We start from the raw sequence: 24,730 nt of genomic DNA on the forward strand, positions 1-24,730 counted from the left end.
ACTCACGAATCAGGGGGAACCGATCGGATGAGAGAGCTGCCCGCGGATTTCTTTCGCACGCCGCATGCCTTCTACCAGCAGTTGCGCGCCGAGGGGCCGGTGCATCAGGTCCGGTTGCGCACCGGTGTGCGCGCCTGGCTTGTGGTCGACTACGACGCCGCCAAGGAGGTGCTGCGCCATCCCGACGTCCACAAGGACCCGCACGCTCCGAGGGGCGCCCAGGCGCGGCGATCAGCCGCAGGTGGCAGCGGCGTCACGGCGGTCAACCCGCGCCTGAGCCTGCATCTGCTCAATTCCGACCCGCCGCGGCACTCGCGGCTGCGCAAACTCGTCACACCGGCGTTCGCGCCCGCGCGGATGGAGGCCCTCGCACCGCGGATCGTGGCGATCGCGGACGATCTGCTCGACGCGATCGATCGTGCGACGGGTGCCGGTCCGGTCGACCTGCTCGCGGAGTACGCGTTCCCGCTGCCGATCACGGTGATCTGCGAACTGCTCGGCGTGCCGGTCGAGGACCGCGCGCGCTTCCGAGAGTGGTCGGCGGCGGTGGTCGACACGCCCATGTCCACGCCGGAGGGCATCCGTGCCGCGACCGACGCCATCGTCGACTACTTCGACGACCTGGTCGCCCGGCGGCGCGCGGAGGGCTTGGGTGAGGATCTGATCTCCCAGCTGCTGCTCGCCACCGAGGAAGGGGACCGGCTCAGTCACGACGAGCTGATCTCCATGGCCTTCCTGATCCTGGTCGCGGGTCACGAGACCACGGTGAACCTGATCGGTAACTCCGTGCTGGAACTGCTCGCCGATCCCGCCCGCTACCTGGCCCTGCGCGACGACCCGGCGGGCGTCACACCGCTGGTGGAGGAAACGCTGCGCCACAACGGCCCGGTCAACGTGGCGACCCTGCGTTACACCACCGCGCCGGTCCACCTGGCGAGCGGCGTCATCCCGGAAGGGGAGCTGGTGCTGGTCTCGGTGGCGTCGGCCAACCGTGACGAACGGCACTTCGCCTCGCCCGCGGCGTTCGACCCGGACCGCGGCACGAACGGGCACCTGGCCTTCGGCCACGGCATCCACTACTGCCTCGGAGCGGCGCTGGCCAGGCTGGAGGCCCGCATCGCGCTGACCCGGCTGGTGCGGCGCTATCCGCAGCTGCGGCCCGCCGTCGACGACGCGGACCTGCGGTGGCGGGAGAGCATTCTGATCCGTGGGCTGCTCGAGCTTCCGGTGGTCCCGGTGGGTACGCCCGTAGTGCGCTGAAGAGCGGATTCGGTCGACCGACTTTGCTGTGCGCCGCTGGCGACGTAATCTCTCGCGCATGACAAGCGGAAGCCGCATCGGGATCGTCGGTGCGGGTATCGCAGGTCTCGCCTGCGCGAAAGTGCTGAAACAGGCGGGTTTTCCGGTCGAGGTTTTCGACCGTGCACCCGATGTCGGTGGTGTGTGGAGCGCGACCCGGCGATACCCGGGACTGCAGACGCAGAACTCCAAGGACACATATCACTTCTCCGACTTCCCCATGCCTGCCGACTACCCGCGCGTCCTCGACGGGCAGCACATGCAGGCCTATCTGGCCGCCTACGCCGAGCACTTCGGGCTGACCGAGCACCTGCGGTTGGGCACCGAGGTGGTCGCCGCCGATCCGGTGGACAGCGGCTGGTTGCTGGAGATTCGCGATTCGAGCGGAGTCCATCGCGCCTCGTGCGATCACCTGGTCATCGCCAACGGTGTTTTCAGCGAACCCGCGATGCCGGAGTACCGCGGCGCCGACTGGTTCCGCGCGGCGGGCGGGCGCTTGTGCCACTCCTCGGAGTTCACCGATCTGGAGTCGGTGCGCGGCAAGTCGGTCGTCGTGGTCGGCTACGGCAAGTCCGCCTGTGACATCGCCACCGCGGTGAGCGAGGTGGCGGCGTCCACCTCGGTGGTGGCCCGGCGGCTGTTCTGGAAGATGCCGCGCAAGCTGGCGCGGGTGATCGACTACGAGCGGTTGATGCTGACCCGCTTCGGCGAGGCGCACTTCCACTACCTGCGGCCCCGCTGGATGGACCGGTTCCTCGACGGCCCCGGCGAATCGGTACGGATCAGCAATTTCGATCTGATCCAGGAACTGGTCACCAAGCACTCGCAGCTGCGTGAACTCGGTCTGGTGCCCGAGGGGCGGTTCGAGCAGATCGCCGAGAGCACCGTCAGCCTGGTGAGCGAAGGCTTCTACGAGCAGGTCGCCAACGGACGTATCACGGTGCACCGGGACACCACGATCACCGAGATGGGCGGTGGCCCGAAGGCGGCGCCCGGGATCCGGCTGTCCACCGGGCAGGTGCTGCAGGCGGACGTCGTGATCTGCGCGACCGGCTTCCAGCAGCGCGTGCCGTTCCTCACGCCGTACATCCAGCGCAGGCTGACCGATGAGCACGGCAATTTCCGCTTGCACCGTCAGATCCTGCCGTTGGAGGTCCCGAATCTGACCTTCGCCGGCTACAACTCCTCGGTGATCAGCACGCTGAACGCCGAGGTCGCCGCGCACTGGACCGCCGCGCTGCTCAACGGCGGGCTCGTCCTGCCGCCCGCCGAGAAACTCGACGAGGAGATCGACGCCCGGCTGCGCTGGATGGAGGAACGCACGCACGGCCACCACGCGCACGGCACCGCGGTCGTCCCGTTCTCCATCCAGAACATCGACGAGATGCTCGTCGACCTGAAGTTCCGCCTGCCGCTGCACACGCGCGTGGCGCAGGTGTTCCGCCGGATCAGGCCGGAGTCCTACCGCGGACTGGCCAACCGTCGCAAGCCGGGGCCAGGGCCGGTGGCACGCCCGGCGGTGCCGATCGAGGCTGAGCTGCTTCCGTACGAGGGCGACAGCGGCCGGGTCAGCCACTAGAACATCGGGGCGGACCCGGGTAGCGCCGGTCCACTCGGTCAGCGAGTTCTCCGATCGGTCCGGGCCGCGGGGTGGGCGACCGCGTGCGCACACTTGCATCGACTGCCGAACCGGCGGCTGTCATGCGGCAAATCGTGCCGGGCCGTCCGATGGCCGATCGGTCTGCGGTGCTGCTTTCTGGGTCCGGCGCGCTCGATGAGGACTGTCGCGCCGCCGCCCAGCTGGCCTGTGCGGGGCGTATCCCCAGCTCACCGGCCAGCCGGATGCTCGCAACGGTGCCGTGCACGCGGCGGCGGCCCGCTCGAGCACGGACGGTTCCGCCTCCGACTGTCCGGTGGAACCGCTCGGTTCGGACTCGCCGCGAGTTATCCCGCGCGCAATACCGGGGGCCGCTGTTTGCGTTGGCGATAATCCAAGGGTGGAAGCGCTGGACATGAATCTCCTCGTGGCCCTCGACGCACTGCTGGACACCAACAGCGTCACCTTGGCCGCGGAGCGCCTACACACCTCGCCGCCCGCGATGAGCCGGACGCTGGCCAGATTGCGCGACGTACTGGGCGACCCGCTGCTCGTGCGTGCCGGTCGCAACCTGGTGCCGACGCCGCGCGCACTGGAATTGCGATACGAGGTCAGCACGCTGGTCGAGCAGGGACGCGCACTGCTGACGCCGCGCGACGACCTCGACCCGGCCGCGCTGCGCCGGACGTTCGCGATACAGGCGGGCGACATGGTGCTCACCGAACTGGCCGGGCCCCTGCTGTCCGCGGTGCGCGCCCAAGCGCCTGGCGTGACGCTGCGCTTCCTGCCCGACATCGCCGAGGGCACCGGGGCGATGCGGGATGGACGCGTCGACCTGGAGGTCGGCGTGATCGACCACACCGACCCGGAGACCACTGTGCGCAGAGTGCTCACCGACCGGGTGATCGGAGTCGCCGCCACCGACCATCCGCTGGTCACCGATCGCGTCACCGTCGCCGCGTACGCCGCCGCGCCGCACCTGAGCATTTCGCGCACCGGCCGTTCGCACGGCCCGATCGACGACCGGCTCGCCCTGCACGGCCGCACCCGGCGGGTGGTGGCCACCGTGCCCACGCTGACCAGCGCGCTGTTCGCGGTGCGCGGCAGCGACCTGGTCTGCCCCGCACCTGCCTTGCTGAGCGCCGCTACCCTACCCGCGATCGGATTGAGCACGTTCGAGATACCCCTGCCGTTGCCCGAAGTCGCCATCGGGATGGCCTGGCATCCGCGCAACACCGCCGACGGGGGGCATCGCTGGCTGCGCGATCTCGTCCAGCAGATCCTGTTGCGTTCGTTCGCGGCGGCGCCTCCGCCGAAGCGGCGGCGCGTCAAGGCCCTTCAGGACATCGGGGGCGGGCTGGATAGCCGGTAGTCGGCCGGTCGGCGTTGCGCGTCGGTGCGGTCGGACTGATAGCCATTCGTCGTCGACTCGCCCGGCGCCGGCCCGAAGAGGTCGGAGCGGCCCAGCGGAGCCGCCGCCGTGCGCTTGAGTTCGTCCAGCATGGCTTGCAGCTTGTCCACGTGCGTGTTCTCGACCGGGGTGCGGTCGTCGTCGCCGGCGCGGTGCGCTCCGGTGAGTCCCGGGGTGCCGGGGGCTGTGCCGTTCTCCGCGCCGTTGTGCGTCGTGCTCGGGGCGGACGCGACGATGCTTTCGTACGCGGCGTTCTCACCGGGGGAGTACGAGGTGGCGGGTTCGCGCGAGGCGATGAACGCCTCCTGCTGTCCCGGGCTCGGGTCGCGCGGTGTCGGCGCGGTGAAAGGCGATACGGGCTCCCGTTGGACCGGAGTGGTGAAAGCCGGCTCACGGGACGGCGGGGCGGTGAAGCTCGCCGCCGGGTCGCGGGGCGTGGTGAAGTTCTGCCCGGACGTGGCGTTCGTATCGAGCACGGTCGGCGTGGGCTCGCGCGGCGGTGTGAAACTCGTCTGCGCAGTAGAACTCGGTTCGACCGCCGCGTGCACCGGCTCTCGCTGCGTGCGCTGCGGGCGCACACCGTTCGTGGCACCGGCCGGCTCGCGGGAATCGCTCTTCTGCGCAGTGGCTTCGGCGCCGCCGTGCTGCGGTCCGCGCGCGTTCGATCGTCCCGCGGCTGCCCGGGGTAGCGGGCGTTGCGCAGTTCGCTGGTCCTCCTGCGCTGGGTCGTCACCGGATTCCAGGCGCTCCACCCTGGCATCGAGACTCGAGATGTCCTGTCCGGCACGGAAAGCCCACGCCTCGAGCTCGGCCAACCGCCCCTCGACGGTCGGTTCGCTCACCACGGTCTGCGCACCGTCGATCCGGGCCGCCACCGCGTCGAGCTTCTCGCTGACCTCTCGGAGAGCCGACGCGATACTCGCCAACATCGTGCCGACCGACTCGCCGGTCTGCTGACCGTGCTCCATCCAGTACCCACTTCCCCGTATCGGCCCAGCTCGCACTCGGCCGGACGATTCTATCCGCCCAGTTGGACATCCGCGGCTCGCGAAAGATTCGGCGGTGCACCGCCGAATCAAGACCTGATCGAAGCAGCCTAGGCCCCCGGAATCAGCCCCCTGCAGGCGGATTACGCGGCGACCCGGTTTGTCCGGAAACGGGCCGACGCATCTGATCGGTCATTATCCGCCCGAAGCGCGTCCTGCGCGAGTTCACGCCCAGGGGTGGCTGCGCGAAGGCCGTGCCGGTTGCCGCGGGGCCAGGGTTGCGAGCGGCCGGGCGCGTCGTGGGATGGCGGCAACTGTCAATTCAGCGTTCCCGCAGTGGCCGATGCCGTCCCGTGGCATGATGAAAGCCCTTGTGCCGCAGAGTACAACGCAGATCTCGTCGGCAGGCCACGTGTGTGGCACACCCGAGCGCGGGGTGAACGGGGCTGGCGAGGTAGCCGAGTCTGACGCACTCTTGATCTATGGCGTAGGTCGCCGGGCCTGCGGTGGTTTGTGCAGGGGAGTGGTCGCGTGAGAACGAAGCAGCGGGCGGAGATCGCCTGCGGGCGCCGAGCGATGCTCGCCGAGTTGGGTATCGGAGAGGCCTCCGGCCGTATCCGTGGATCGAAGACCGGTTACGCCTGCGGGTGCCCGGAATGTGCCGCCGCCCAGTGGGATATGCGGCGGCTCAAATACTGGTTGTGCGGCAGGCTGCTCGCCTACGGAGCCGACGAGGCCGAAGTGGATCAGCGCATCGGGACCTTGCCGGTGGACGTGTACTGGCGCAAGGGCGACCGGATATACGCGATCGAGGTGCGTAGCGGTCCGCTGGAGCGTGGACTGGCTCAGGAGCACACCGAACGGCTGCGCGCCGAGGGTTGTACGGACGTGTTGTGGCTGTGCCCACCCGGCTACTGGGTGCCGTACCTGCACGCCCTGGGCATCGCGGACTTCGCGCCCGCCGCCTGTGATTATCGCGCGGTCACCGGCGTGCTCGACACCGAGCACGCGATGGCGGCGCCGCGGCGTGAGCCGGTCGAGCTGCGCGAGTTCATCGCGGGCTGGGTGAGCGGCGAGTACGTCTGGGGCCATCGGGACGAGAGGACAGGAGGCTGGGCGACCGTGACCGACTGGGAGTACCACACGAAGACGCAGGCCACGGTCATCGCCCGGCAGCGCCAGGAGCTGGTCAACCAGCGCACGTCGCTGGCGGTGGCCCGGAAAGCCTTGCGCGACAAGCAGAAACATCTGCTGAAGATGACCACGCGACTGGAGCGCGCGGAGCAGGCCGCGCAGGAACGGGCCGACGCGCTCGCCGCCGCCCAGCGCACGATCGCCGATCACGACCGGCTCGACAAGGCCCTGCGCAACACGATCGCCAAGCTCGAGGTGACCATCGGCCGCTGGCAGCTGATCACCATCTGCGCGATGCTGCTGATCGTCACTTTCCTGGCGGGGGCGATGGTGGTGCGCTGAGCCGGAACGGCGCCCGGTCCCACCGCCATTCGTGGCGCAGCACCAGCGCGAGGAAGTCCAGCAGTTCCAGGCCGGTCTTCGCGCGCACCTCGCGGAGCGCGGCCCAGTGCACGGGGCCGCGCTCGACGAGGTCGCGCAGCATCCGCTCACCCGCGGCGTCGACAGGGCGGGCGCGCAGATCCGGGACGCCGACGCGGCTGCCGGTCCAGACCAGCCAGCCCCAGCCGTTGGCGTGCGCGTATGCCCGAGCGGCGGCGGATTTCACGACGTTCACGTGGAAGCCGACATGGCCCAGCGGCGTGACGTCGATCAGTACGGTGCGGCCGTCGGTGAGCCGCGCGACGATGCTCGGATAGTGCACCCGCTCCGCGCCGTCGAGTTCGTAGACGACCGCCGCGGGCTGCTCCAGGAAGGTCTCGACGAGATCGCCGGCGTTGAGGATCCGCAGCAGCCTGGCCTCGAGACCGGAGTCGAACGGCACGTTGCGACCGACCTTGTCCAGATAGAAGCGCCCCCGGCCGTCGTCGTCGCTGTCCACGGTGCGCGCGGACGAGGTCGGGATCGCGGCCGCGGCGCCTGCGTGGGGCCAGTCGACCTGCCCCAACCAGGTATTCAGCTGACTCGTGGCGCGCGGCTCGGCGTCGTGTAGTTTCGCCAGGCGCCGGTTGGTCTTCTTCTGCCACGCCGCGATGCGCTGGGTGACGAATCCGGCGATTCGCTTGGCGTCCTCGGCGGCGTGCCCGGCCAGCCGGAGTTTGAGATACGACAGCTCGGTCGCGGCGATATCGGTGTCGGTCGCGTACGTCTCCACCAGCAGCGCGCGTGTGAGCTGCCGGTCCATGGCGTCGAGGGGGTAGCGCGCGGACAGGACCGCGGCGGCCCGATGTCCGGAAAGCTGCGCCATCCGGATCATCTGCCCGACCGCTTTGGTGTGCAGTTGCCGCACCCGGTCGCGGGAAAGGTCGTAACGAGCGCCGATCCGGGCGAGTGTCTCGGGCTTCTCGCCACCGACTCCCAGCCGAGCCGTCAGCAGGTCGCCGTCCTTGGCCTTCTGGTCGGCGCGCAGCGCGATCAGCTCCCCGAGCACCTCGTTGACCTCTTCGAGTTCGAACGAGATGTCGTCGCGCAGGTCGAGTGACTCGGGATCGTCGTCATCCGGCGCCGCGCCTTGCGCGACCTCCGCGCTGATCGTCACGCGACAACCCCCTGACTCGGCTCCGGCACTGTGCGCCACAGCGTATCCCTACCCACCGACACGCGGCCCCATCCTGGTCGCCGGCGACAGCAGTCGTTCCCTGGCAGTCGGCGCGCTCGATCAGGTGCGGCGCACACGTGGCGAACCGAGCGGCTCTCGTAGCTCCTGGACCGGGGCTGATCGGAGAGCGCATCGGAACTCCCAACTCGACTACTCGTGATCAGGGAGAACGCTGCCAGTAGGTACCGGACTGCTCACGGGTAGCCGACTACGTGTTCTCGAGCCGGACCGCGACGAATGGCCAGTGGGAACTCGATCCGCGTGCGGGGCACAAACAAAATCAGACCCGGTGAAAACCGGGTCTGACCTCGTGAGACGGTGGTGCGCGATACTGGGATTGAACCAGTGACCTCTTCCGTGTCAGGGAAGCGCTCTCCCGCTGAGCTAATCGCGCGAGGTGGAGACGGGAATCGAACCCGTGTGCACGGCTTTGCAGGCCGTTGCCTCACCACTCGGCCACTCCACCGCGCAAAGGGGGACGGCGTAATGTTGCCTGGCCCTACCTCTCGAGCGGATGACGGGATTCGAACCCGCGACCCTCACCTTGGCAAGGTGATGCGCTACCAGCTGCGCTACATCCGCATTCTGCCTCCCCGGGGCTCGTTTCCGGCCTCCGTGGTGCGAGACAGAACATTAGCGGACGCTCGGTGAAAGGTACAAATCCGCTGGTAGAACGGCGGAAATCTGGAAAGTGGGCGCTGTGACGCCGGTGGCTCATGTGGTGGATGGGGGAGTCGAGGCGCTCGGTGGTCCTCTCGATGGTCGAGCCGCACCGAATCTGCGACCGCAGCCGGCGTGGTCGCGACCCCGCTTGTCCGCCACCTAGAGTTCGCGCAAGATCGAGAGGAACTGCTCGCGAGCGGTGGCTCCGCGCCGAACCATCCCTGTCCGGACGGCGATTTGGTGAACCACCGGTGGCGCGTGCTAATGTTTCGTCTCGTCCGGAGGGCGCCACGCGCCGCCGGAACCCGTCAGGTCTCATAGCTCAGCGGGAGAGCGTCCGCCTCACACGCGGAAGGTCGCTGGTTCGATCCCAGCTGGGACCACTCGATTCCCCTCGACAGATTGCCAGTTCGGGGGGATTTTGCGTATCCGATCGTTCGAACCTCGTCGACTGCCTCGGCCCGCGTACTGCGGCAAGTGGGAGACGCTCTTCGTGAGCGTCAGGCTGAACGTCCGGTGGGCGAAGTATCGCGTGCTCCACTGGGCTGGTGGCGTGGGCGTTCTCATTCGCACCGGGAGTCACGATCGAGGGATTCGTCTTCGACGTCGTTCGCCGGTGAGCGGGCTGTCTCCTTGGCCATCCGTCCAGTCGAGCGTCCTGTCGCTGCGAAGCTCCTCGAATCGGCAGCCGTCGACGTTCTTTGTTGCGCTGTGACCTGAGTCACATTATGGTAGCGGTTGCCTTTCTGGGAACCGGGAACCTTTCCACACCCTTTGCGAACTCTTTACTATCGTTTCGATCACTGTGTCACGGGGTCGCCTCGACCGACGGAGGAACGGCCCGAGCTTCGCCCGCCGCTCGCTTTCGATGCCAAGAACATGTTTGACCGATGAACCGGGGCCACCCCGGCGAAGGAGAAAATATGTCCACCGACACCGATTCCGCACCACGGACGTCGCCGCGCGCACACCTCGCCGGTCGCCTGACCAGCGTCGGCCGTGCCGATCTACCTGCCTCGATCGTGGTTTTCCTGGTCGCGCTTCCCCTTTCGCTCGGTGTGGCGGTGGCCTCCGGCGCTCCGGTGGCGGCAGGACTCATCGCAGCCGTCGTCGGCGGTGTGGTGGCCGGATTGCTGGGTGGTTCCGCGATCCAGGTGAGCGGGCCCACCGCGAGCCTCACCGTGGTCGTCGCCGAGAGTGTGCACCAATTCGGCTGGGCGGCAACGTGCTTCATCACCGTCGGAGCGGGTGTGCTGCAGATCCTGTTCGGGCTGAGCCGGGTCGCGCGCGCCGCGCTGGCCATCGCCCCGGTGGTCGTGCACGGCATGCTGGCGGGCATCGGCGTGGTGATCGCGCTGCAACAGGTGCACGTGCTGCTCGGGGGCAGCTCGCTGAGTTCGTCGTTCGCCGCGCTGGTGGGGTTACCGCGGCAGCTTTTGTCGGTGCGCACCGGCGACCTGTGCGTGGGCCTGGTCGTCATCGGCATCCTGGTCGCTTGGCGCTTCGCGCCACGGCGGGTGCGCGTGCTCCCCGCACCGCTCGTCGCCGTGGTCACCGCCACGCTGCTGGCGCTCGTCCTGCCCACGCGGGTCGAGCACCTCGTGCTGAACGAGTCGTTGCTGGAGTCCCTGGGCCTGCCCGCCATCCCCTCCGGCGGCCCGGCGGCCGTCGCCTCGACCGTGATCACGATCGCGCTCATCGCCAGCGTCGAAAGCCTGCTGTCGGCGGTCGCGGTGGACAAGATGCGGCCTGGTCACCGCACCGATTTCGACCGGGAGCTGATCGGGCAGGGATCGGCCAACGTCGTCTCCGGCCTGCTCGGCGGCCTGCCGATCGCGGCCGTCATCGTGCGCAGCATCACCAACGCGAACGCAGGCGCTCGCAGCAGGGCGGCGACCGTGCTGCACGGAGTCTGGATCCTGCTGTTCGCGGTGGCCCTGGCCGGCCTCGTGCGGCAGATCCCGACCGCCGCGCTGGCCGGACTGCTCATCTTCGTCGGCGCGCAGCTGATCAAGCTGGCGCACATCCGGCTGGCCAGGCGGGCCGGTGAAATGTACGTCTACCTGGCGACGGTGCTGGGTGTGGTGTTCCTGAATCTCTTGCAGGGCATGCTGATCGGTCTCGTGCTCGCGTTCGCGCTGCTGCTGTGGCGGGTGGTGCGCGTCCTGATCGTCGCGGCTCCCGTACCCGGCTCGCGCCGGTGGGTGGTCGCTATCGACGGCACGTGCACCTTCCTGGCCTTGCCGAAGCTCACCGCGGAACTGGCGAAGGTCCCGGCCGACGCCGAGGTGACCGTCGAGATGGCCGTCGACTTCCTGGACCACGCTACGCACGAGTTCCTCACCGAATGGGCTCGCGAGCGCGAAACGCACGGTAGTGCAGTGGAATTCGTCGAACTCGGCGGCGAAAGGATGGCAACCGCCTTGGCCGGACCGCCCGAGCGCGGGCACTTCAGGCAGGTCGTCGACCAGGTCATCGGACCGTGGCGGCGCACGGGCGACCGGGAGGACCGCATCGCGGCGGGCATCGCCGCCTACCACCGCGGCCACGCCCACCTGCTGCGCCCGCACCTGGACAAGTTGCGCCATCGGCACGACGCCGACTCGTTCTTCCTCACCTGTGCGGACGCCAGAATCGTGCCGAACGTCATCACCAACAGCGGCCCTGGCGACCTGTTCACCGTGCGCAACGTGGGCAATCTGGTGCCTACGCGCGGTGGGGACGTCTCGGTGGAGGCGGCGCTGATCTACGCGTTGGAGCGGCTGGACGTGCGCGCGGTCGTGGTCTGCGGCCACTCCGGCTGCGGTGCCATGGAGGCGCTGCATCGCGAGGTGCGGGCCGGGGCGGGGCTCGGCGACTGGCTGGCGCACGCCCGGCCGAGCCTGGAGCGCTACCGGCTGGGGCATCCGGTCGCCGCCGCGGCGGCCGTCGCGGGATTCGGCCCGGTGGATCAGCTGGGCATGGTGAACGTCGCCGTGCAGCTGGAGACGCTGCACGCGCACCCGGTCGTGCGCCGGGGGATCGAGGAGCGGGGCGTGGCGGTGTCGGGATTGTTCTTCGACCTCGCCACGGCCCGGGTGATCGAGGTCATGGCCGGCGGCATCGCGGAGTTCGGCGACGAGCGGCGCGGTATCGCGGCGGAACCCGTCTGACCAGGCATTGTGCGGTGGATCATGCTGATGGACGACGACCGGATAGTGGGGAATCGCACACAATCGGCGAACTTCTCAGGCTTTGCTAAGTCTTTACCAATAGACTTGCACTCGTTTACATCTCGACTCATCGCTGTGTCGGGACTGCTTCACCGCGAGATGCCGGTTCGCGGTCTTGTGCCCTGCTGGACATGTTGATCGTCAACCGACCTCGGCGAAACAGCCGAGTCGGCGAAGGAGAGTCATGGCTATCGATCACGATTTGGCCCCGCCACCGTCGAAGCCCGCACCGGCGGGCTCGAGCCGCAGTTCCGGACCGCTGTCCGATCGCTTCACCGAAATCCTGCGCCACGATGTGCCCGCATCGATCGTGGTTTTCCTTGTCGCGCTGCCGCTTTCGCTCGGCATCGCGATCGCCTCCGGAGCCCCCGTCGCCGCCGGGCTCATCGCCGCCGTGATCGGCGGTGTCGTCGCCGCCAGCCTCGGTGGTTCGGTCCTGCAGGTGAGCGGCCCCGCCGCGGGCCTCACCGTCGTGGTCGCCGAGACGATCAATCAATTCGGTTGGCGCACAACGTGTTTCATCGTCTTCGCCGCCGGTGTGCTGCAAATCCTGCTCGGCCTGAGCCGCGTGGCCAGGGCGGCGCTCGCCGTGGCGCCCGTGGTGGTGCACGCGATGCTCGCCGGTATCGGCATCACCATCGCGCTGCAGCAGATCCATGTGCTGCTCGGCGGTTCCTCGCACAGCTCGGCCTGGCGGAACATCGTCGAGCTGCCCGGGCAGCTGTTGTCCCTGCACGGCGGTGGCACGCTGATCGGCGTGGTCGTGATCGCGATCATGCTCGGCTGGAAGTACCTGCCCGCCAGGGTCCGCGTCGTGCCTGGTCCGCTGGTCGCGGTGCTCGTGGGTACGGCGCTGTCGCTGATGCTTCCGCTCGACGCGGTGCGCATCGTGCTGAACGGCTCGCTGTTCGACGCCATCGGCCTGCCCGCGCTGCCTCGCGGCGACTGGTCGGGTCTGGCGCTGGCAGTCGTCACCATCGCGTTGATCGCCAGCGTGGAGAGCCTGCTGTCCGCGGTGGCCGTGGACAAGATGCACTCGCGCAAGCGCACCGACTTCGACCGGGAACTGATCGGCCAGGGCTCGGCGAACGTGCTGTCCGGTCTGCTCGGCGGCCTGCCGGTCACCGGCGTGATCGTGCGTAGCGCCACCAACGTGCAGGCGGGCGCGCACAGCCGCGCCTCCGCGATCCTGCACGGGGTCTGGGTGCTGGTGTTCTCGGTGGCCCTGGTCTCCGTGGTGGAGCAGATCCCGAAGGCCGCGCTGGCCGGTCTGCTCATCGTGATCGGCATCCAATTGGTGAAGCTGGCCCACATCAAACTGGCGCGGCGCACCGGCGACCTGCTGGTCTACGCCGTGACGGTGCTCGGCGTGGTGTTCGCGAACCTGCTCGAGGGCGTGCTGATCGGTCTGGGCCTGGCCTTCGGCCTGCTGCTGTGGCGGGTGGTGCGCGTGGCGATCGAGGCCCGACAGGTACCCGGCACGCAGCGCTGGCTGGTCACCATCGACGGATCGGCCACCTTCCTCGCGCTGCCGAAACTGTCGGCGCAATTCGCGAAGATCCCTCCGGGAGCCGACGTCACGGTGGAGATGACCGTCGACTTCCTCGATCACGCGGCGTTCGAGGCCATCGAGGAATTCGCCCGCCAGCAGGTGAACCACGGCGGCAACGTCGATTTCGTGGAGATCGGCGGCGCCAGGATGGCCCACGCCGCGGCGCAGCCGCCCGCGCGCAGCTTCGCCCGCTCGGTCTGGGACGACATCCTCGGCCCTTGGCGGCGCGACGAGCGGCACGAGAATCCGGTCGCGGCGGGTGTGGCGGCCTTCCACCGCAGCCACGCGCACGTCGTCCGGCCGCATCTGGACGAGTTGCGCGACACGCAGGACCCGGATTCGTTCTTCCTGACCTGCTCGGACTCGCGGATCGTGCCGAACATCATCACCAACAGCGGGCCGGGCGATCTGTTCACGGTGCGCAACGTGGGCAACCTGGCGCCCGCCGAGGGTGACGCGTCGGTGGAGGCCGCGCTGGTGTTCGCGCTCGAGCAGCTGAACGTCCGCTCGATCGTGGTCTGCGGGCATTCCTCGTGCGGTGCGATGAAGGCGTTGCACGCCGGGGCCCAGGTCCCCGGCGTGGACGCCTGGCTCGCCCATGCGCGACCGAGCCTGGAGCGGTTCCACGCGGGCCACCCGGTGGCGAGTGCCGCGCGGGAGGCCGGTTTCGGCGAGGTCGATCAGCTGGCCATGGTGAACGTCGCGGTGCAGCTCGAGTTGCTGCACCGGCACCCAGCGGTGCGCAAGGCGGTCGCCGAGCGCGGCGTCAAGGTGTCGGGCCTGTTCTTCGACATCGCCAGTGCCCGGGTGGTCGAGGTGACCGAGAACGGGATCGCGCACATCGATGACGCGGGCCATCAGCCCGCTCCCGAACTCGTCTGATCGGACGGGGATGGGTGATCCCGCCCGGGCGGCCTGCTCGGGCGGGGTCACCGTTGTCCGGGCGAGTGGGATCGCGATTCGCTGTGCCGGACCCTCGTACCCTGGGAAACGTGACGGCAGACCTCGAAACGAGCTCGGACGATCGGCCGACCCGCTGGCGCGCCTTCCGCGCCGGGCTCGAACGACGACCTACGCTGTACCTCGGCTACCGGATCGTGGTCGCGGTGGTCGGTGTAGCCGTGCTCGCGGCCGGTGTGCTCGCGATTCCCTATCCCGGTCCCGGCTGGGCGATCGTGTTCGCCGGGCTGGGCATCCTCGCCACCGAATTCGCTTGGGCGCACCGGGTCTTGACCTGGCTGCGGGACCGGTATCGGCAGTTGATGGACTGGTACTCCCGGCAAGGTCTGGCCGTGCAGGTGGCCGGTGCGGTCGGCACCGCCGCGCTGGTCGTGGCGACGCTGTGGGTGTTGGGAACCTTCGGGCTTGTGGGTAGTTGGATCGGAGTCGAATGGGAATGGCTGCGCAGCCCCCTGTAACGGTGACCACCGTTCCGGGGCGCATGCTCACCCAACCGGAATGGCTGGCCGCGCGTATCGCGGAGATGGGCCATTCCTGGGGGACCACGTCGCTGCGTATCGCGGGCACGCTGTGGTGGTGCATGGCCGCGTCCGCGCTGGTGGAGCAGATCGCGCGGGCGTACGCGCACGACGCGGACGCCCCCGAGGCCGCGCTGGACCGGCTGGAATGCGAAGTGCGCCCCGACGGCGGCATCGAACGGGCGCGCATCCCGGTGGACGGCGCCCGGGCTTCCGGTAGCGCATCGGCGCTGTGCGAGACGCTGGCGACCGTCATCCCGCCGGTCGCCCGGGTGTCGGGCGCAGGCGTCCCCGCGTTGTGGGCGATCGTGGCCGACGCGATCGGCAATCGGGCACTGGATGCCGGGTCGCCGGACGCGGGCGCGCGGCTGGCCGCCGAGGTCGGCGGCAAACTTCCGGTTCCGCGTTTCGTCGAGATCGGCGGACGCACCTTCGTGCGGCGCATCTCCTGCTGCCTGGTGTTCGAGGTCCCCGGCTGCGAGATGTGCACCAGCTGCCCGAAACGTTCTGCCGCCGAACGCATCGCACTGCTCGCGGACCTGGCCGCCGAGGGCTGACCATCCGGCGCGCGACAACTCGACGGGAACGCCAGGAACTCCGGCGTCACCCGGAGAGAGACCCGAACGCAAATCTCGCGCCACCCGACCGCTACGGCCCAAAACCCGGAGGGGCGGGCCGAAGCGGCGGGACAGTAGCATGGTCGCGCCGGACGAACTTGCGATCGGCCACCATCCAGCGGGACCCCGCCCGCGCACGAGAAACGCCAAGGAGAGCGCAGCCGTGACCACCTCAGCCGCCATCAGCCCAGTCGCCCTCGTCCGGGTGCCGGCCGGGACGACGGCGGGCGCCGCGGTGCGCGAGGCCGGACTGTCCACCAAGGGGCCGGAGACCGTCGTCGTCGTCCGGCTGGACGGCGAACTCAAGGATCTGTCCTGGACCCCGGACGAGGACGTCGACGTGGAGCCGGTCGCGGCGAACACCCCCGACGGCCGCAACGTCATCCGGCACTCCGCCGCGCATGTGCTCGCCCAAGCGGTGCAGCAGGAATTCCCCGAGGCCAAGCTGGGCATCGGTCCCTACATCAAGGACGGGTTCTACTACGACTTCCGGGTCGAGCGGCCGTTCACCCCGGAGGATCTGGCCAAGCTGGAATCCCGGATGAAGAAGATCGTCAAGGGCGCGCAGCGTTTCTCCCGCCGGGTGGTCGAGGTCGACGAGGCCAGGGTCGAGCTGGCCGGTGAGCCGTTCAAACTGGAGCTGATCAGCGACAAGTCCGGGATCGATGATCCAGAGGTCATGGAGGTCGGCGGCAAAGAGCTGACCATCTACGACAATCTGGATCCGCGCACCGGCGAGAAGATCTGGGGCGATCTGTGCCGCGGCCCGCACATCCCGACCACCAAGTTCATCCCGGCCTTCAAACTGACCCGCAGCTCGGCCGCCTACTGGCGCGGTGACCAGAGCCGGGAGGACCTGCAGCGCGTCTACGGCACCGCGTGGGAGTCCCAGGAGGCGCTCGACGAGCACCTGCACCTGCTCGCCGAGGCGGAGCGCCGCGATCACCGCAAGCTCGGCCTGGAACTGGACCTGTTCAGCTTCCCCGACGAGCTCGGTTCCGGTCTCCCGGTGTTCCACCCCAAGGGCGGCATCATCCGCAAGGAACTGGAGGAGTACTCGCGCCGCAGGCACGTCGCGGCGGGCTACGAGTTCGTCAACACCCCGCACATCACCAAGGGCCACCTGTTCGAGGTCTCCGGCCACCTGGACTGGTACCGCGACGGCATGTTCCCCGCGATGCACCTGGACGCCGAACTCAACGAGGACGGCACGGTCCGCAAGCCCGGCCAGGACTACTACGTCAAGCCGATGAACTGCCCGATGCACAACCTGATCTTCCGTGCCCGCGGCCGGTCGTATCGGGAGCTGCCACTGCGGCTGTTCGAGTTCGGCTCGGTCTACCGCTACGAGAAGTCCGGCGTGGTGCACGGCCTGACCCGGGTGCGCGGCATGACTCAGGACGACGCGCACATCTACTGCACCAAAGAGCAGATGCACAGCGAACTGACCGACACGCTGCGGTTCGTGCTGGATCTGCTGAAGGACTACGGCCTCGACGACTTCTACCTCGAGCTGTCCACCAAGGACCCGAAGAAGTTCGTCGGTTCCGACGAGATCTGGGAGGAGGCCACCGAGACCTTGTCCAAGGTCGCCTCGGCCTCCGGTCTCGAGCTGGTACCCGATCCCGGCGGCGCCGCCTTCTACGGTCCGAAGATCTCCGTGCAGGCCAAGGACGCGCTGGGGCGCACCTGGCAGATGTCGACCATCCAACTCGACTTCAACCTGCCCGAGCGCTTCGACCTGGAGTACACCGCGTCGGACGGCACCAAGCAGCGACCGGTCATGATCCACCGCGCGCTGTTCGGGTCGATCGAGCGCTTCTTCGGTGTGCTCACCGAGCACTACGCGGGCGCGTTCCCGGCCTGGTTGTCTCCGGTGCAGGTCGTCGGCATCCCGGTCGCGGATACCTTTGCCCCGCACCTGGATCGGGTGATCGAACGGTTGCAGGACGAGGGCATCCGGGCACAGGTGGACCGCAGCGACGACCGGATGCAGAAGAAGATCTTCAACAACACCGCCCAGAAGGTGCCGTTCATGCTGCTCGCCGGTGAGCGCGACGTGAACGCGAACGCCGTGAGCTTCCGCTTCCGCGACGGTACCCAGGTCAACGGCGTGCCGGTCGACGACGCGGTGGCCACCATCGTCGCGTGGATCGCCCACCGGGAGAACGCGTCGCCGACGGCCGAGGGTTTCGAAATCCGATCAGCGAACAAGGGTGGGGCATGACCGAGCGGACGGTGCCGGAGGGGCTCGCGGATCTGGACGGGACCGCGACCTCGGCCGAGCCGGGCAGCATCGTGGACACCGGCGCCGGCGAACCGGATCGGCTGCAGCGCCTGTGGACGCCGTATCGCATGTCCTACATCGCGGAGGCGGCCACCGGTCCCAAGGATTCGACCGGCCACCCCTTCACCGACATCCCGAAGATGTCCGACGAGGACGGATTGGTCGTCGCCAGGGGCGAGTTGGTGTACGCCGTGCTCAACCTGTACCCGTACAACCCGGGACACATGATGGTGGTGCCGTACCGCAAGGTGGCGAACCTGGAGGATCTCACCGAGGCGGAGAGCGCCGAGTTGATGGCCTTCACCCAGCAGGCGATCCGGGTGATGAAGAAGGTGTCCCGGCCGCACGGCTTCAACGTGGGGCTGAATCTCGGCGGGGTGGCCGGTGGGTCGCTGGCCGACCACCTGCACCAGCACATCGTCCCGCGCTGGGGTGGCGACGCGAACTTCATCACGGTCATCGGCGGGGCGAAGGTGATGCCGCAACTGCTGCGGGAGACCAGGGCGCTGCTGTCGGCGGCCTGGAAGGAGGCGTAGATGAGCGACCGGGCGGGTCGGCCGTGCTGAGTTTCTTCGGCCGCGAGACGTTCGCCAAGGCGACTGCTCCACTGGGCCGCGCGCTGGTCGGCACCGGACTGACGCCGGACGCGATGACGCTGATCGGCACCACCGCCTCCATCGTCGCCGCGGTCACGCTCTTCCCGACCGGACACCTGTTCTGGGGAACCATGGTGATCTGGTTGTTCGTCATGTTCGACATGCTCGACGGGGCGATGGCGCGGGCACGCGGTGGCGGCACGAAGTACGGCGCGGTGCTGGACGCCACCTGTGACCGGCTGGCCGACGGGGCGATCTTCGGCGGGCTGGCCTGGTGGGCGGTCTTCCACGAGCAGCACAAGCCCTTGTTCGCCGCGACGCTGGTCGTCTTGGTGACCTCGCAGGTGATCTCCTATGCGAAGGCGCGCGCCGAGGCCAGTGGGCTGTCCGCGGACGGCGGCCTCATCGAGCGGCCGGACCGGCTGATCATCGTGCTGGTCGGCGCCGGATTCACCGGCATCGGTGGCTACTGGGGGATCGAATGGCTGACGTACGCCGTGCACGTGGCCATGTGGATCCTCGCCGTGCTCAGCATCGTCACCGTCGTTCAGCGGGTGCTGGCCGTACGCAACTCGCCGGGAGCGCGCACCGTGATCCCGACCGGGCAGTCGCAGCGCCCTGGCGCGGGCACCGCCGACGCCTCGGGGCTTCCGACGTGACCTCACCCGATGCCGGGCGCGAACCGATCGACGGTGGCGTCCGGGTATCCGTCACGATGAATTGCGGACCTGCGGCTCGGGGGCTCGGATGACGATCGGGGAACAGCTCGGCGCCGCCGGATACGCGGCGGGCTGGCGACTGGTGCGTGCGCTGCCGGAGACGACGGCACGACGACTGTTCGAGTGGGGCGCCGACCGGATCGCCCGTCGCGCCAATCGGGAATTCCACGCGGGCGGCGCGCCGAACCAGTTGCGGCGCAATCTGGCGCGCGTGCTCGGCGTGCTTCCCGCCGACGTGCCGGACGAACTGATCGTCGCCAGCATGCGGTCCTACGCGCGGTACTGGCGGGAGGCGTTCCGGCTGCCCACGATGGACCATGCAGCGATCGACTATGACGTCGGCGGGCTGGAGCATCTGGATGCCGCGATTGCGAAGGGCCGAGGCGTGCTCTTGGTGCTGCCGCATTCCGGCAACTGGGACATTGCGGGCGTCTGGCTGGTGCAGCACTACGGCGGCCCCACCACCGTGGCCGAGCGGCTGAAGCCGGAGTCGCTGTTCGAGCGGTTCGTCGCTTATCGGGAGAGCCTCGGCTTCGAGGTGATCCCGCTGACCGGCGGTGAGCAGCCGCCGTTCGGTCTGCTGGCGGCCCGACTGCGACAGAACAAGATCGTGTGCCTGCTGGGTGAACGCGACCTCACCGGCAAGGGCGTGCCCGTGCAGTTCTTCGGCGAGCGCACCTGGATGCCGGCGGGTGCGGCGAAACTGGCGATCGAGACCGGCGCGGCATTGCTGCCGGTGCACGCCTGGTTCGAGGTCGACGCCGATGGCCGAGAGGACTGGGGCCTGAAAGTCGAAGCACCGCTGAATGTTTCCGATGGCGTGGCGGCGGCCACCCAGGCGTTGGCGGAAACTTTCGCGGCGAATATCGCCGAGCACCCCGCGGATTGGCACATGCTGCAACCATTGTGGGAGAGCGATCTCTCGCCGCAGCGGCGTGCCAGGATCGCCACCGCGCAGGCGAGCATCAAAGCCGAACAGGGGGACGTATCGCCATGAAGATCGGCATGGTCTGCCCCTATTCGTTCGACGTCCCCGGCGGGGTGCAGGCGCATGTGGTCGAACTGGCGCGAGTGTTCATCGAACGCGGGCACAAGGTGAGCGTCCTTGCGCCCGCGTCCGAGGGCACCCCGCTGCCGGAGTTCGTGGTGTCGGCGGGGCGCGCCGTGGCCATCCCGTACAACGGGTCGGTGGCGCGGCTGTCGTTCGGGCCCATGGCCTACACCAGGATCCGCCGGTGGATCGAGGGCAACGACTTCGACGTGCTGCACATCCACGAGCCGAACGCGCCGAGCCTGTCCATGCTCGCGCTGAAGATCGCCGAGGGCCCGATCGTGGCGACCTTCCACACCTCTACGACGAAATCGCTGGTGCTGAGCACTTTTCAGGGTGTGCTGCGGCCGTATCACGAGAAGATCTCCGGTCGTATCGCGGTGTCCGAGCTCGCGCGCCGCTGGCAGGTCGAGGCGCTCGGCTCGGACGCGGTGGAGATCCCCAACGGCGTCGACGTCCCTGCGTTCGCGCGCGCGCCGATGTTGCCGGGTTATCCGCGCCCCGGCGGGACGGTGCTGTTCCTGGGGCGCTACGACGAGCCGCGCAAGGGCATGGAGGTCCTGCTCGGCGCGCTGCCCGAGCTGGTGCGCGAACATCCCGACGTCGAGATCCTGATCGTCGGCCGCGGCGACGAGGACCGGTTGCGCCGGGAAGCGGGCGACCTGTCCGGCCACTTGCGTTTCCTCGGCCAGGTGTCCGACGAGGAAAAGGCTTCCGCGATGCGGAGCGCCGACGTGTACGTGGCGCCCAACCTGGGCGGCGAGAGCTTCGGCATCATCCTGATCGAGGCGATGGCGGCGGGCACCGCGGTCGTGGCCAGTGAATTGGACGCCTTCCGCCGGGTACTGCGGGACGGTTCGGCGGGCATGCTGGTCCCGGTCGGCGACTCGGCGGCGCTGGCCACCGCGCTGCATGCCGTACTCACCGATGAGGTGCGCAGGGAGGGGCTCGTGCACACCGCGACCCAGGTCGTCGGCGAGTACGACTGGCCGGTGGTGGCCGAACAGATCCTGCGCGTCTACGAGACGGTGACCGTGGGCGACACGAGAGTGCGGGCCGCCGGATGATCACCTTCTCCGCGACGACCGTTCTCGTCCTCGCGCTGATCGCGGCGGTTGTTGTCGCGATCGGTCTGTGGGCGTACTCCACCGCCAACCGGCTCGACCGGCTGCACGTGCGCTCGGATCAGTCCTGGCAGGCGCTCGACGCGGCGCTGGCCCGCCGGGCGGTGGTGGCCAGGTCGGTCGCCATGGCGATCGCGGGTCCGGTGTCCGATCCGGCTCTGTCGGAGCAGGCCGGACAACTGGCAGCGCTGGCGGACCGGGCCGAGCGCGCCGGTCGCGCCGAGCGCGAGACCGTGGAGAACCGCTTGTCCACCGCGCTGTCGGCGGTCGATATCGGCACGCTGCGCCCGCAACTCGTCGCCGAACTGGCCGACGCCGAGGCCAGGGTGCTGATCGCACGCCGCTTCCACAACGACGCCGTACGCGACACGCTGGCGCTGCGCACGCGCCGCCCGGTCCGCGTCCTGCACCTGGGGGGTACCGCGCCGCTGCCGTCCTACTTCGAGATCACCGAGCGCGCTACCCCGGCCGCGTCCACCGGCCTCGCGGTGGACACCATCCGCACCACCGCGCGGGTGGTGCTGTTCGACGAGAACGACCGGACTCTGCTGATGCGCGGCAACGATCCGAAGACGCCGCAGGTGTCGTTCTGGTTCACCGTCGGCGGCGGCGTGGAGCCGGGGGAGAGCCTGCGCGCGGCGGCGGTACGGGAACTGTACGAGGAGACCGGATATCGCGGGGATCCGGCCGCCCTGCGCGGTCCGATCTGGCGGCGGGTAGCGGTATTCCCCTTCAACGGGGAGCTGATCCGGAGCGAGGAGTTGTTCTTCGCCCTGCGGGTGCGTGGTTTCGACCCGCAACCGGCGAACCTGACCGCGATCGAACGCCGCTCCATCACCGGGCACCGATGGTGCACCGCCGCCGACATCGTCACGCTGGACCGCTCCGGCGAAACCGTCTACCCGTATCACCTGGACGAACTGCTGGCCGAAGCAGCTCAGGCCGCGTCGGGCACCGGCGATCCGGAGGTCCGCTCCATCCGCTGACCGGCCACGGAACACGTGTGATGTGTTTCACGATCGTGATAGCGTCGCGATGATCCAGGGCGCCGGAGGGTATTGCTGTCGGGGACGCATGTGCTTTCGGTGTCGTGGTCCCGCTGACGGCGGGGCTGTTCCTGTTCGGTTGTGGAGGTAGTTGGTTCATGTCGTACCTGCTGTTCGATTTCCTGTTGCCGCTGATCGGTCCCGCGGCCGCGGAGTACTGGGCGCAGTTGCTGGTGGTCGGCCCGCTGTGATCGGGCGCCCGGCGCGAACCGGGCAGGCCAGTGCGGCGCCGGGACGGCACTGCGGCCGAGCCTTCCCGGCGTAAGGCGCCATTACCGAGATCACACCAGGCCAGTGCACTCCAACTGGCTATCAAGTGGCCTTTTGCGCCCACCTAGAATCGTGGCGTTCGTATGCGAGTGATCGATTTGGCGCACATGCCTGGAGGAGTTTGCCGTGACCACCCCCGAGACCACCCAGACCGTCGGTACCGCCCGCGTGAAGCGCGGCATGGCCGAGATGCTCAAGGGTGGGGTGATCATGGATGTCGTCACGCCGGAGCAGGCCAAGATCGCCGAGGACGCCGGTGCGGTCGCGGTGATGGCGCTGGAACGGGTCCCCGCCGACATCCGTGCCCAGGGCGGGGTCTCCCGGATGAGCGACCCGGACATGATCGACGGCATCATCAACGCTGTCTCCATCCCGGTCATGGCGAAGGCACGCATCGGCCACTTCGTCGAGGCGCAGATCCTGCAGAGCCTCGGTGTCGACTACATCGATGAGTCCGAGGTGCTCACCCCCGCGGATTACGCCAACCACATCGACAAGTGGAACTTCACCGTGCCGTTCGTCTGCGGCGCCACCAACCTCGGCGAGGCGTTGCGCCGAATCACCGAGGGCGCGGCGATGATTCGCTCCAAGGGCGAGGCCGGTACCGGTGACGTGTCCAACGCGACCACGCACATGCGCAAGATCCGCCAGGAGATCCGTCGCCTGTCGTCGCTGCCCGAGGACGAGTTGTTCGTCGCGGCCAAGGAGTTGCAGGCGCCCTACGAGCTGGTCCGTGAGATCGCCGAGACGGGCAAGCTGCCTGTCGTGCTGTTCACCGCGGGCGGCATCGCCACTCCCGCCGACGCCGCGATGATGATGCAGCTCGGGGCCGAGGGCGTGTTCGTGGGGTCGGGCATCTTCAAGTCCGGCAACCCGGCGCAGCGTGCCGCCGCCATCGTCAAGGCCACCACGTTCTACGACGACCCGGACGTGCTGGCGAAGGTGTCGCGCGGGCTCGGCGAGGCCATGGTCGGCATCAATGTCGAAGAGATCGCCCAGCCGCACCGCCTGGCCGAGCGCGGCTGGTGAGCTCGGGCCGGTAGCGTCGGCCGCGTGGAGTTGCGGCAGCTGCGGTACTTCGTGGTTCTGGCGGAGGAATTGCACTTCCGCCGGGCCGCGGAGCGATTGTTCATCTCGACGCCGACGCTCAGCCAGCAGATCAAGGTGCTGGAGCGGGAGCTGGGCGGCCCCTTGCTGGTCCGGGAGCCGCGGGTGGAGCTGACGGCCGCGGGCGCGGTGCTGCTGCGCTCCGGTAGGAACGTGCTGCGCGCGATGGACGAGGCGATGCGCGAGACCAGGCGCGCTGCCGCCGCCGGTGCCCCGGTGCTGCGTCTCGGGCTGTTGAACGGCGTCCCGCCCTGGCTGCCCGCCCACATCGGCGGCCTGCTCACCGCCGTGCTACCCGATGCCCGGATGGTGCTCACCGGTGGGACCACCGCCGATCAGGTGCGTTTTCTCGATGACGACGAAGTCGATCTCGCGTTGGTCCGCGCCCCGGTGGAGCTGCCCGAACGCTTCGCGCAACGTCCGGTTGCCCGCGAGGAGCTGGGCGTCGTGATGTCCGAGCGGCATCCGCTCGCCGGGGCGGCGGCGCCGCTGGACCCGGCCGAGCTGGATGGGCACGAGTTGATCTTGTTTTCCCGCGAATCCGCCGCGGGCCTGCATGATTCGCTGTTGCGTACGCTCGCCGACCACGGCGCGGCGGTACGGCTGAGCGACAGCGCGATGGGCCATGCGCAGATGCTGGCCGTGCTGCCGTCACGTCCCGACGCGATCGGGCTCAGCTCGTCGCGCGTAAACGGACTGGCCGGTCTGGTTTGGCGGCCGTTACGTGGCGCGCCCCTGCGGGTGACCTATGCGATCGCCTGGCGCGCGGCGGTGCGCGATCCGGCCGTCGCGGCGCTGCTCGCGGCACTGGCGTCCGAACTGTCGCCGGAATGAGCCCGCCGGTACCGCTTCCGATGCTAGGTTCACTTCTTACGGCGGCCAGAAGGTCGTCTCATGGTTCTCACAATCACGCTCAGTAGCTTCGCCATTCGATGGCCGTCCCGGCCATATCGCGCCCTATCACCGTCGGATCGATCCGAGCGC

At 68.8% G+C, this 24,730-nt stretch carries 18 protein-coding genes and 4 tRNA genes; 17 read left to right on the plus strand and 5 right to left on the minus strand.

Features of this window, described 5'->3' with window-relative positions; genetic code table 11:
* The first annotated feature begins 27 nt into the window (after positions 1-27).
* The 3 genes from ABZW96_RS02090 to ABZW96_RS02100 all read left to right on the plus strand — a co-directional run bounded on the left by ABZW96_RS02090 (position 28) and on the right by ABZW96_RS02100 (position 4,268).
* Complete coding sequence (locus ABZW96_RS02090; protein WP_355070422.1) at positions 28-1,260, plus strand: cytochrome P450; 1,233 nt, start codon at positions 28-30, stop codon at positions 1,258-1,260.
* 58 nt (positions 1,261-1,318) lie between these two features.
* The gene (locus tag ABZW96_RS02095) at positions 1,319-2,878 is read left to right on the plus strand and encodes an NAD(P)/FAD-dependent oxidoreductase (RefSeq protein ID WP_355070424.1); all 1,560 of its coding nucleotides are present in this window, start codon (positions 1,319-1,321) and stop codon (positions 2,876-2,878) included.
* 427 nt (positions 2,879-3,305) lie between these two features.
* Complete coding sequence (locus ABZW96_RS02100) at positions 3,306-4,268, plus strand: LysR family transcriptional regulator (protein WP_355071034.1); 963 nt, start codon at positions 3,306-3,308, stop codon at positions 4,266-4,268.
* On the opposite strand, the gene ABZW96_RS02105 is transcribed toward ABZW96_RS02100, so the two are convergent.
* On the minus strand, positions 4,235-5,275 hold the full coding sequence (locus ABZW96_RS02105) for a hypothetical protein (protein WP_355070426.1): 1,041 nt from the start codon (positions 5,273-5,275) through the stop codon (positions 4,235-4,237). The genes ABZW96_RS02100 and ABZW96_RS02105 overlap by 34 nt on opposite strands.
* A gap of 549 nt (positions 5,276-5,824) precedes the next feature.
* Here ABZW96_RS02105 and ABZW96_RS02110 point away from each other — a divergent pair.
* On the plus strand, positions 5,825-6,769 hold the full coding sequence (locus ABZW96_RS02110; protein ID WP_355070428.1) for a hypothetical protein: 945 nt from the start codon (positions 5,825-5,827) through the stop codon (positions 6,767-6,769).
* On the opposite strand, the gene ABZW96_RS02115 is transcribed toward ABZW96_RS02110, so the two are convergent.
* From ABZW96_RS02115 to ABZW96_RS02130, 4 genes are all read right to left on the minus strand, one after another.
* Positions 6,735-7,964, minus strand: a complete 1,230-nt coding sequence (locus ABZW96_RS02115) for a sigma factor-like helix-turn-helix DNA-binding protein (RefSeq protein WP_355070430.1) — start codon at positions 7,962-7,964, stop codon at positions 6,735-6,737. The genes ABZW96_RS02110 and ABZW96_RS02115 overlap by 35 nt on opposite strands.
* Positions 7,965-8,343: 379 nt before the next feature.
* Positions 8,344-8,418: transfer RNA gene (locus ABZW96_RS02120), tRNA-Val, on the minus strand.
* A gap of 1 nt (position 8,419) precedes the next feature.
* A tRNA-Cys gene (locus tag ABZW96_RS02125) sits at positions 8,420-8,490 on the minus strand.
* A gap of 43 nt (positions 8,491-8,533) precedes the next feature.
* Positions 8,534-8,606, minus strand: a tRNA-Gly gene (locus ABZW96_RS02130).
* Positions 8,607-8,998: 392 nt separating this feature from the next.
* On the opposite strand from ABZW96_RS02130, the gene ABZW96_RS02135 reads away from it, so the two are divergent.
* The 13 genes from ABZW96_RS02135 (at position 8,999) to ABZW96_RS02195 (ending at position 24,580) form a co-directional block, all read left to right on the plus strand.
* Positions 8,999-9,070 (plus strand) — tRNA-Val (locus ABZW96_RS02135).
* A 540-nt stretch (positions 9,071-9,610) separates the two neighbouring features.
* The gene (locus ABZW96_RS02140; RefSeq protein ID WP_355070432.1) at positions 9,611-11,839 is read left to right on the plus strand and encodes a bifunctional SulP family inorganic anion transporter/carbonic anhydrase; all 2,229 of its coding nucleotides are present in this window, start codon (positions 9,611-9,613) and stop codon (positions 11,837-11,839) included.
* 244 nt (positions 11,840-12,083) lie between these two features.
* On the plus strand, positions 12,084-14,333 hold the full coding sequence (locus ABZW96_RS02145; RefSeq protein WP_355070434.1) for a bifunctional SulP family inorganic anion transporter/carbonic anhydrase: 2,250 nt from the start codon (positions 12,084-12,086) through the stop codon (positions 14,331-14,333).
* Between the two features lie 110 nt (positions 14,334-14,443).
* Positions 14,444-14,869 (plus strand): TIGR02611 family protein, encoded by a 426-nt coding sequence (locus ABZW96_RS02150; protein ID WP_355070436.1) that lies wholly within the window; start codon positions 14,444-14,446, stop codon positions 14,867-14,869.
* Positions 14,870-14,871: 2 nt separating this feature from the next.
* Entirely contained in the window at positions 14,872-15,486 is a 615-nt protein-coding gene (locus tag ABZW96_RS02155) for a (2Fe-2S)-binding protein (protein WP_355070438.1), read from the plus strand.
* Between the two features lie 223 nt (positions 15,487-15,709).
* On the plus strand, positions 15,710-17,773 hold the full coding sequence (thrS, locus tag ABZW96_RS02160) for a threonine--tRNA ligase (protein ID WP_355070439.1): 2,064 nt from the start codon (positions 15,710-15,712) through the stop codon (positions 17,771-17,773).
* Positions 17,770-18,369: an HIT domain-containing protein gene (locus ABZW96_RS02165; protein ID WP_355070441.1), complete on the plus strand. Its 600-nt coding sequence runs from the start codon at positions 17,770-17,772 to the stop codon at positions 18,367-18,369. Before thrS ends, ABZW96_RS02165 begins: the two co-directional genes overlap by 4 nt.
* A gap of 23 nt (positions 18,370-18,392) precedes the next feature.
* Positions 18,393-19,088 carry a phosphatidylinositol phosphate synthase gene (gene pgsA / locus ABZW96_RS02170; RefSeq protein ID WP_355070443.1) on the plus strand — a complete coding sequence of 232 codons (696 nt, stop codon included), beginning with the start codon at positions 18,393-18,395 and terminating at the stop codon, positions 19,086-19,088.
* Between the two features lie 88 nt (positions 19,089-19,176).
* Entirely contained in the window at positions 19,177-20,145 is a 969-nt protein-coding gene (locus ABZW96_RS02175) for a phosphatidylinositol mannoside acyltransferase (RefSeq protein ID WP_355070445.1), read from the plus strand.
* Positions 20,142-21,266, plus strand: a complete 1,125-nt coding sequence (locus ABZW96_RS02180; RefSeq protein ID WP_355070447.1) for a glycosyltransferase family 4 protein — start codon at positions 20,142-20,144, stop codon at positions 21,264-21,266. The genes ABZW96_RS02175 and ABZW96_RS02180 overlap by 4 nt, the downstream gene beginning before the upstream one ends.
* Positions 21,266-22,309, plus strand: coding sequence for an NUDIX domain-containing protein (locus tag ABZW96_RS02185; RefSeq protein WP_355071036.1), 1,044 nt, complete (start codon positions 21,266-21,268; stop codon positions 22,307-22,309). The genes ABZW96_RS02180 and ABZW96_RS02185 overlap by 1 nt, the downstream gene beginning before the upstream one ends.
* Positions 22,310-22,765: 456 nt before the next feature.
* Positions 22,766-23,668, plus strand: coding sequence for a pyridoxal 5'-phosphate synthase lyase subunit PdxS (gene pdxS, locus ABZW96_RS02190; protein ID WP_195042546.1), 903 nt, complete (start codon positions 22,766-22,768; stop codon positions 23,666-23,668).
* Positions 23,669-23,692: 24 nt separating this feature from the next.
* Positions 23,693-24,580: a LysR substrate-binding domain-containing protein gene (locus ABZW96_RS02195; RefSeq protein WP_355070449.1), complete on the plus strand. Its 888-nt coding sequence runs from the start codon at positions 23,693-23,695 to the stop codon at positions 24,578-24,580.
* Positions 24,581-24,730: the final 150 nt, after the last annotated feature.

Source organism: Nocardia sp. NPDC004168 (assembly GCF_040610355.1).
GTDB lineage: Bacteria > Actinomycetota > Actinomycetes > Mycobacteriales > Mycobacteriaceae > Nocardia > Nocardia sichangensis.

What these genes read in the sequence shown, in the direction of transcription:
- ABZW96_RS02090 (WP_355070422.1), top strand. Translation starts at nt 28, where the DNA reads ATGAGAGAGCTGCCCGCGGATTTCTTTCGCACGCCGCATGCCTTCTAC.
- ABZW96_RS02095 (WP_355070424.1), top strand. Translation starts at nt 1,319, where the DNA reads ATGACAAGCGGAAGCCGCATCGGGATCGTCGGTGCGGGTATCGCAGGT.
- ABZW96_RS02105 (WP_355070426.1), bottom strand. Translation starts at nt 5,275, where the DNA reads ATGGAGCACGGTCAGCAGACCGGCGAGTCGGTCGGCACGATGTTGGCG.
- ABZW96_RS02140 (WP_355070432.1), top strand. Translation starts at nt 9,611, where the DNA reads ATGTCCACCGACACCGATTCCGCACCACGGACGTCGCCGCGCGCACAC.
- ABZW96_RS02145 (WP_355070434.1), top strand. Translation starts at nt 12,084, where the DNA reads ATGGCTATCGATCACGATTTGGCCCCGCCACCGTCGAAGCCCGCACCG.
- ABZW96_RS02165 (WP_355070441.1), top strand. Translation starts at nt 17,770, where the DNA reads ATGACCGAGCGGACGGTGCCGGAGGGGCTCGCGGATCTGGACGGGACC.
- ABZW96_RS02175 (WP_355070445.1), top strand. Translation starts at nt 19,177, where the DNA reads ATGACGATCGGGGAACAGCTCGGCGCCGCCGGATACGCGGCGGGCTGG.
- ABZW96_RS02180 (WP_355070447.1), top strand. Translation starts at nt 20,142, where the DNA reads ATGAAGATCGGCATGGTCTGCCCCTATTCGTTCGACGTCCCCGGCGGG.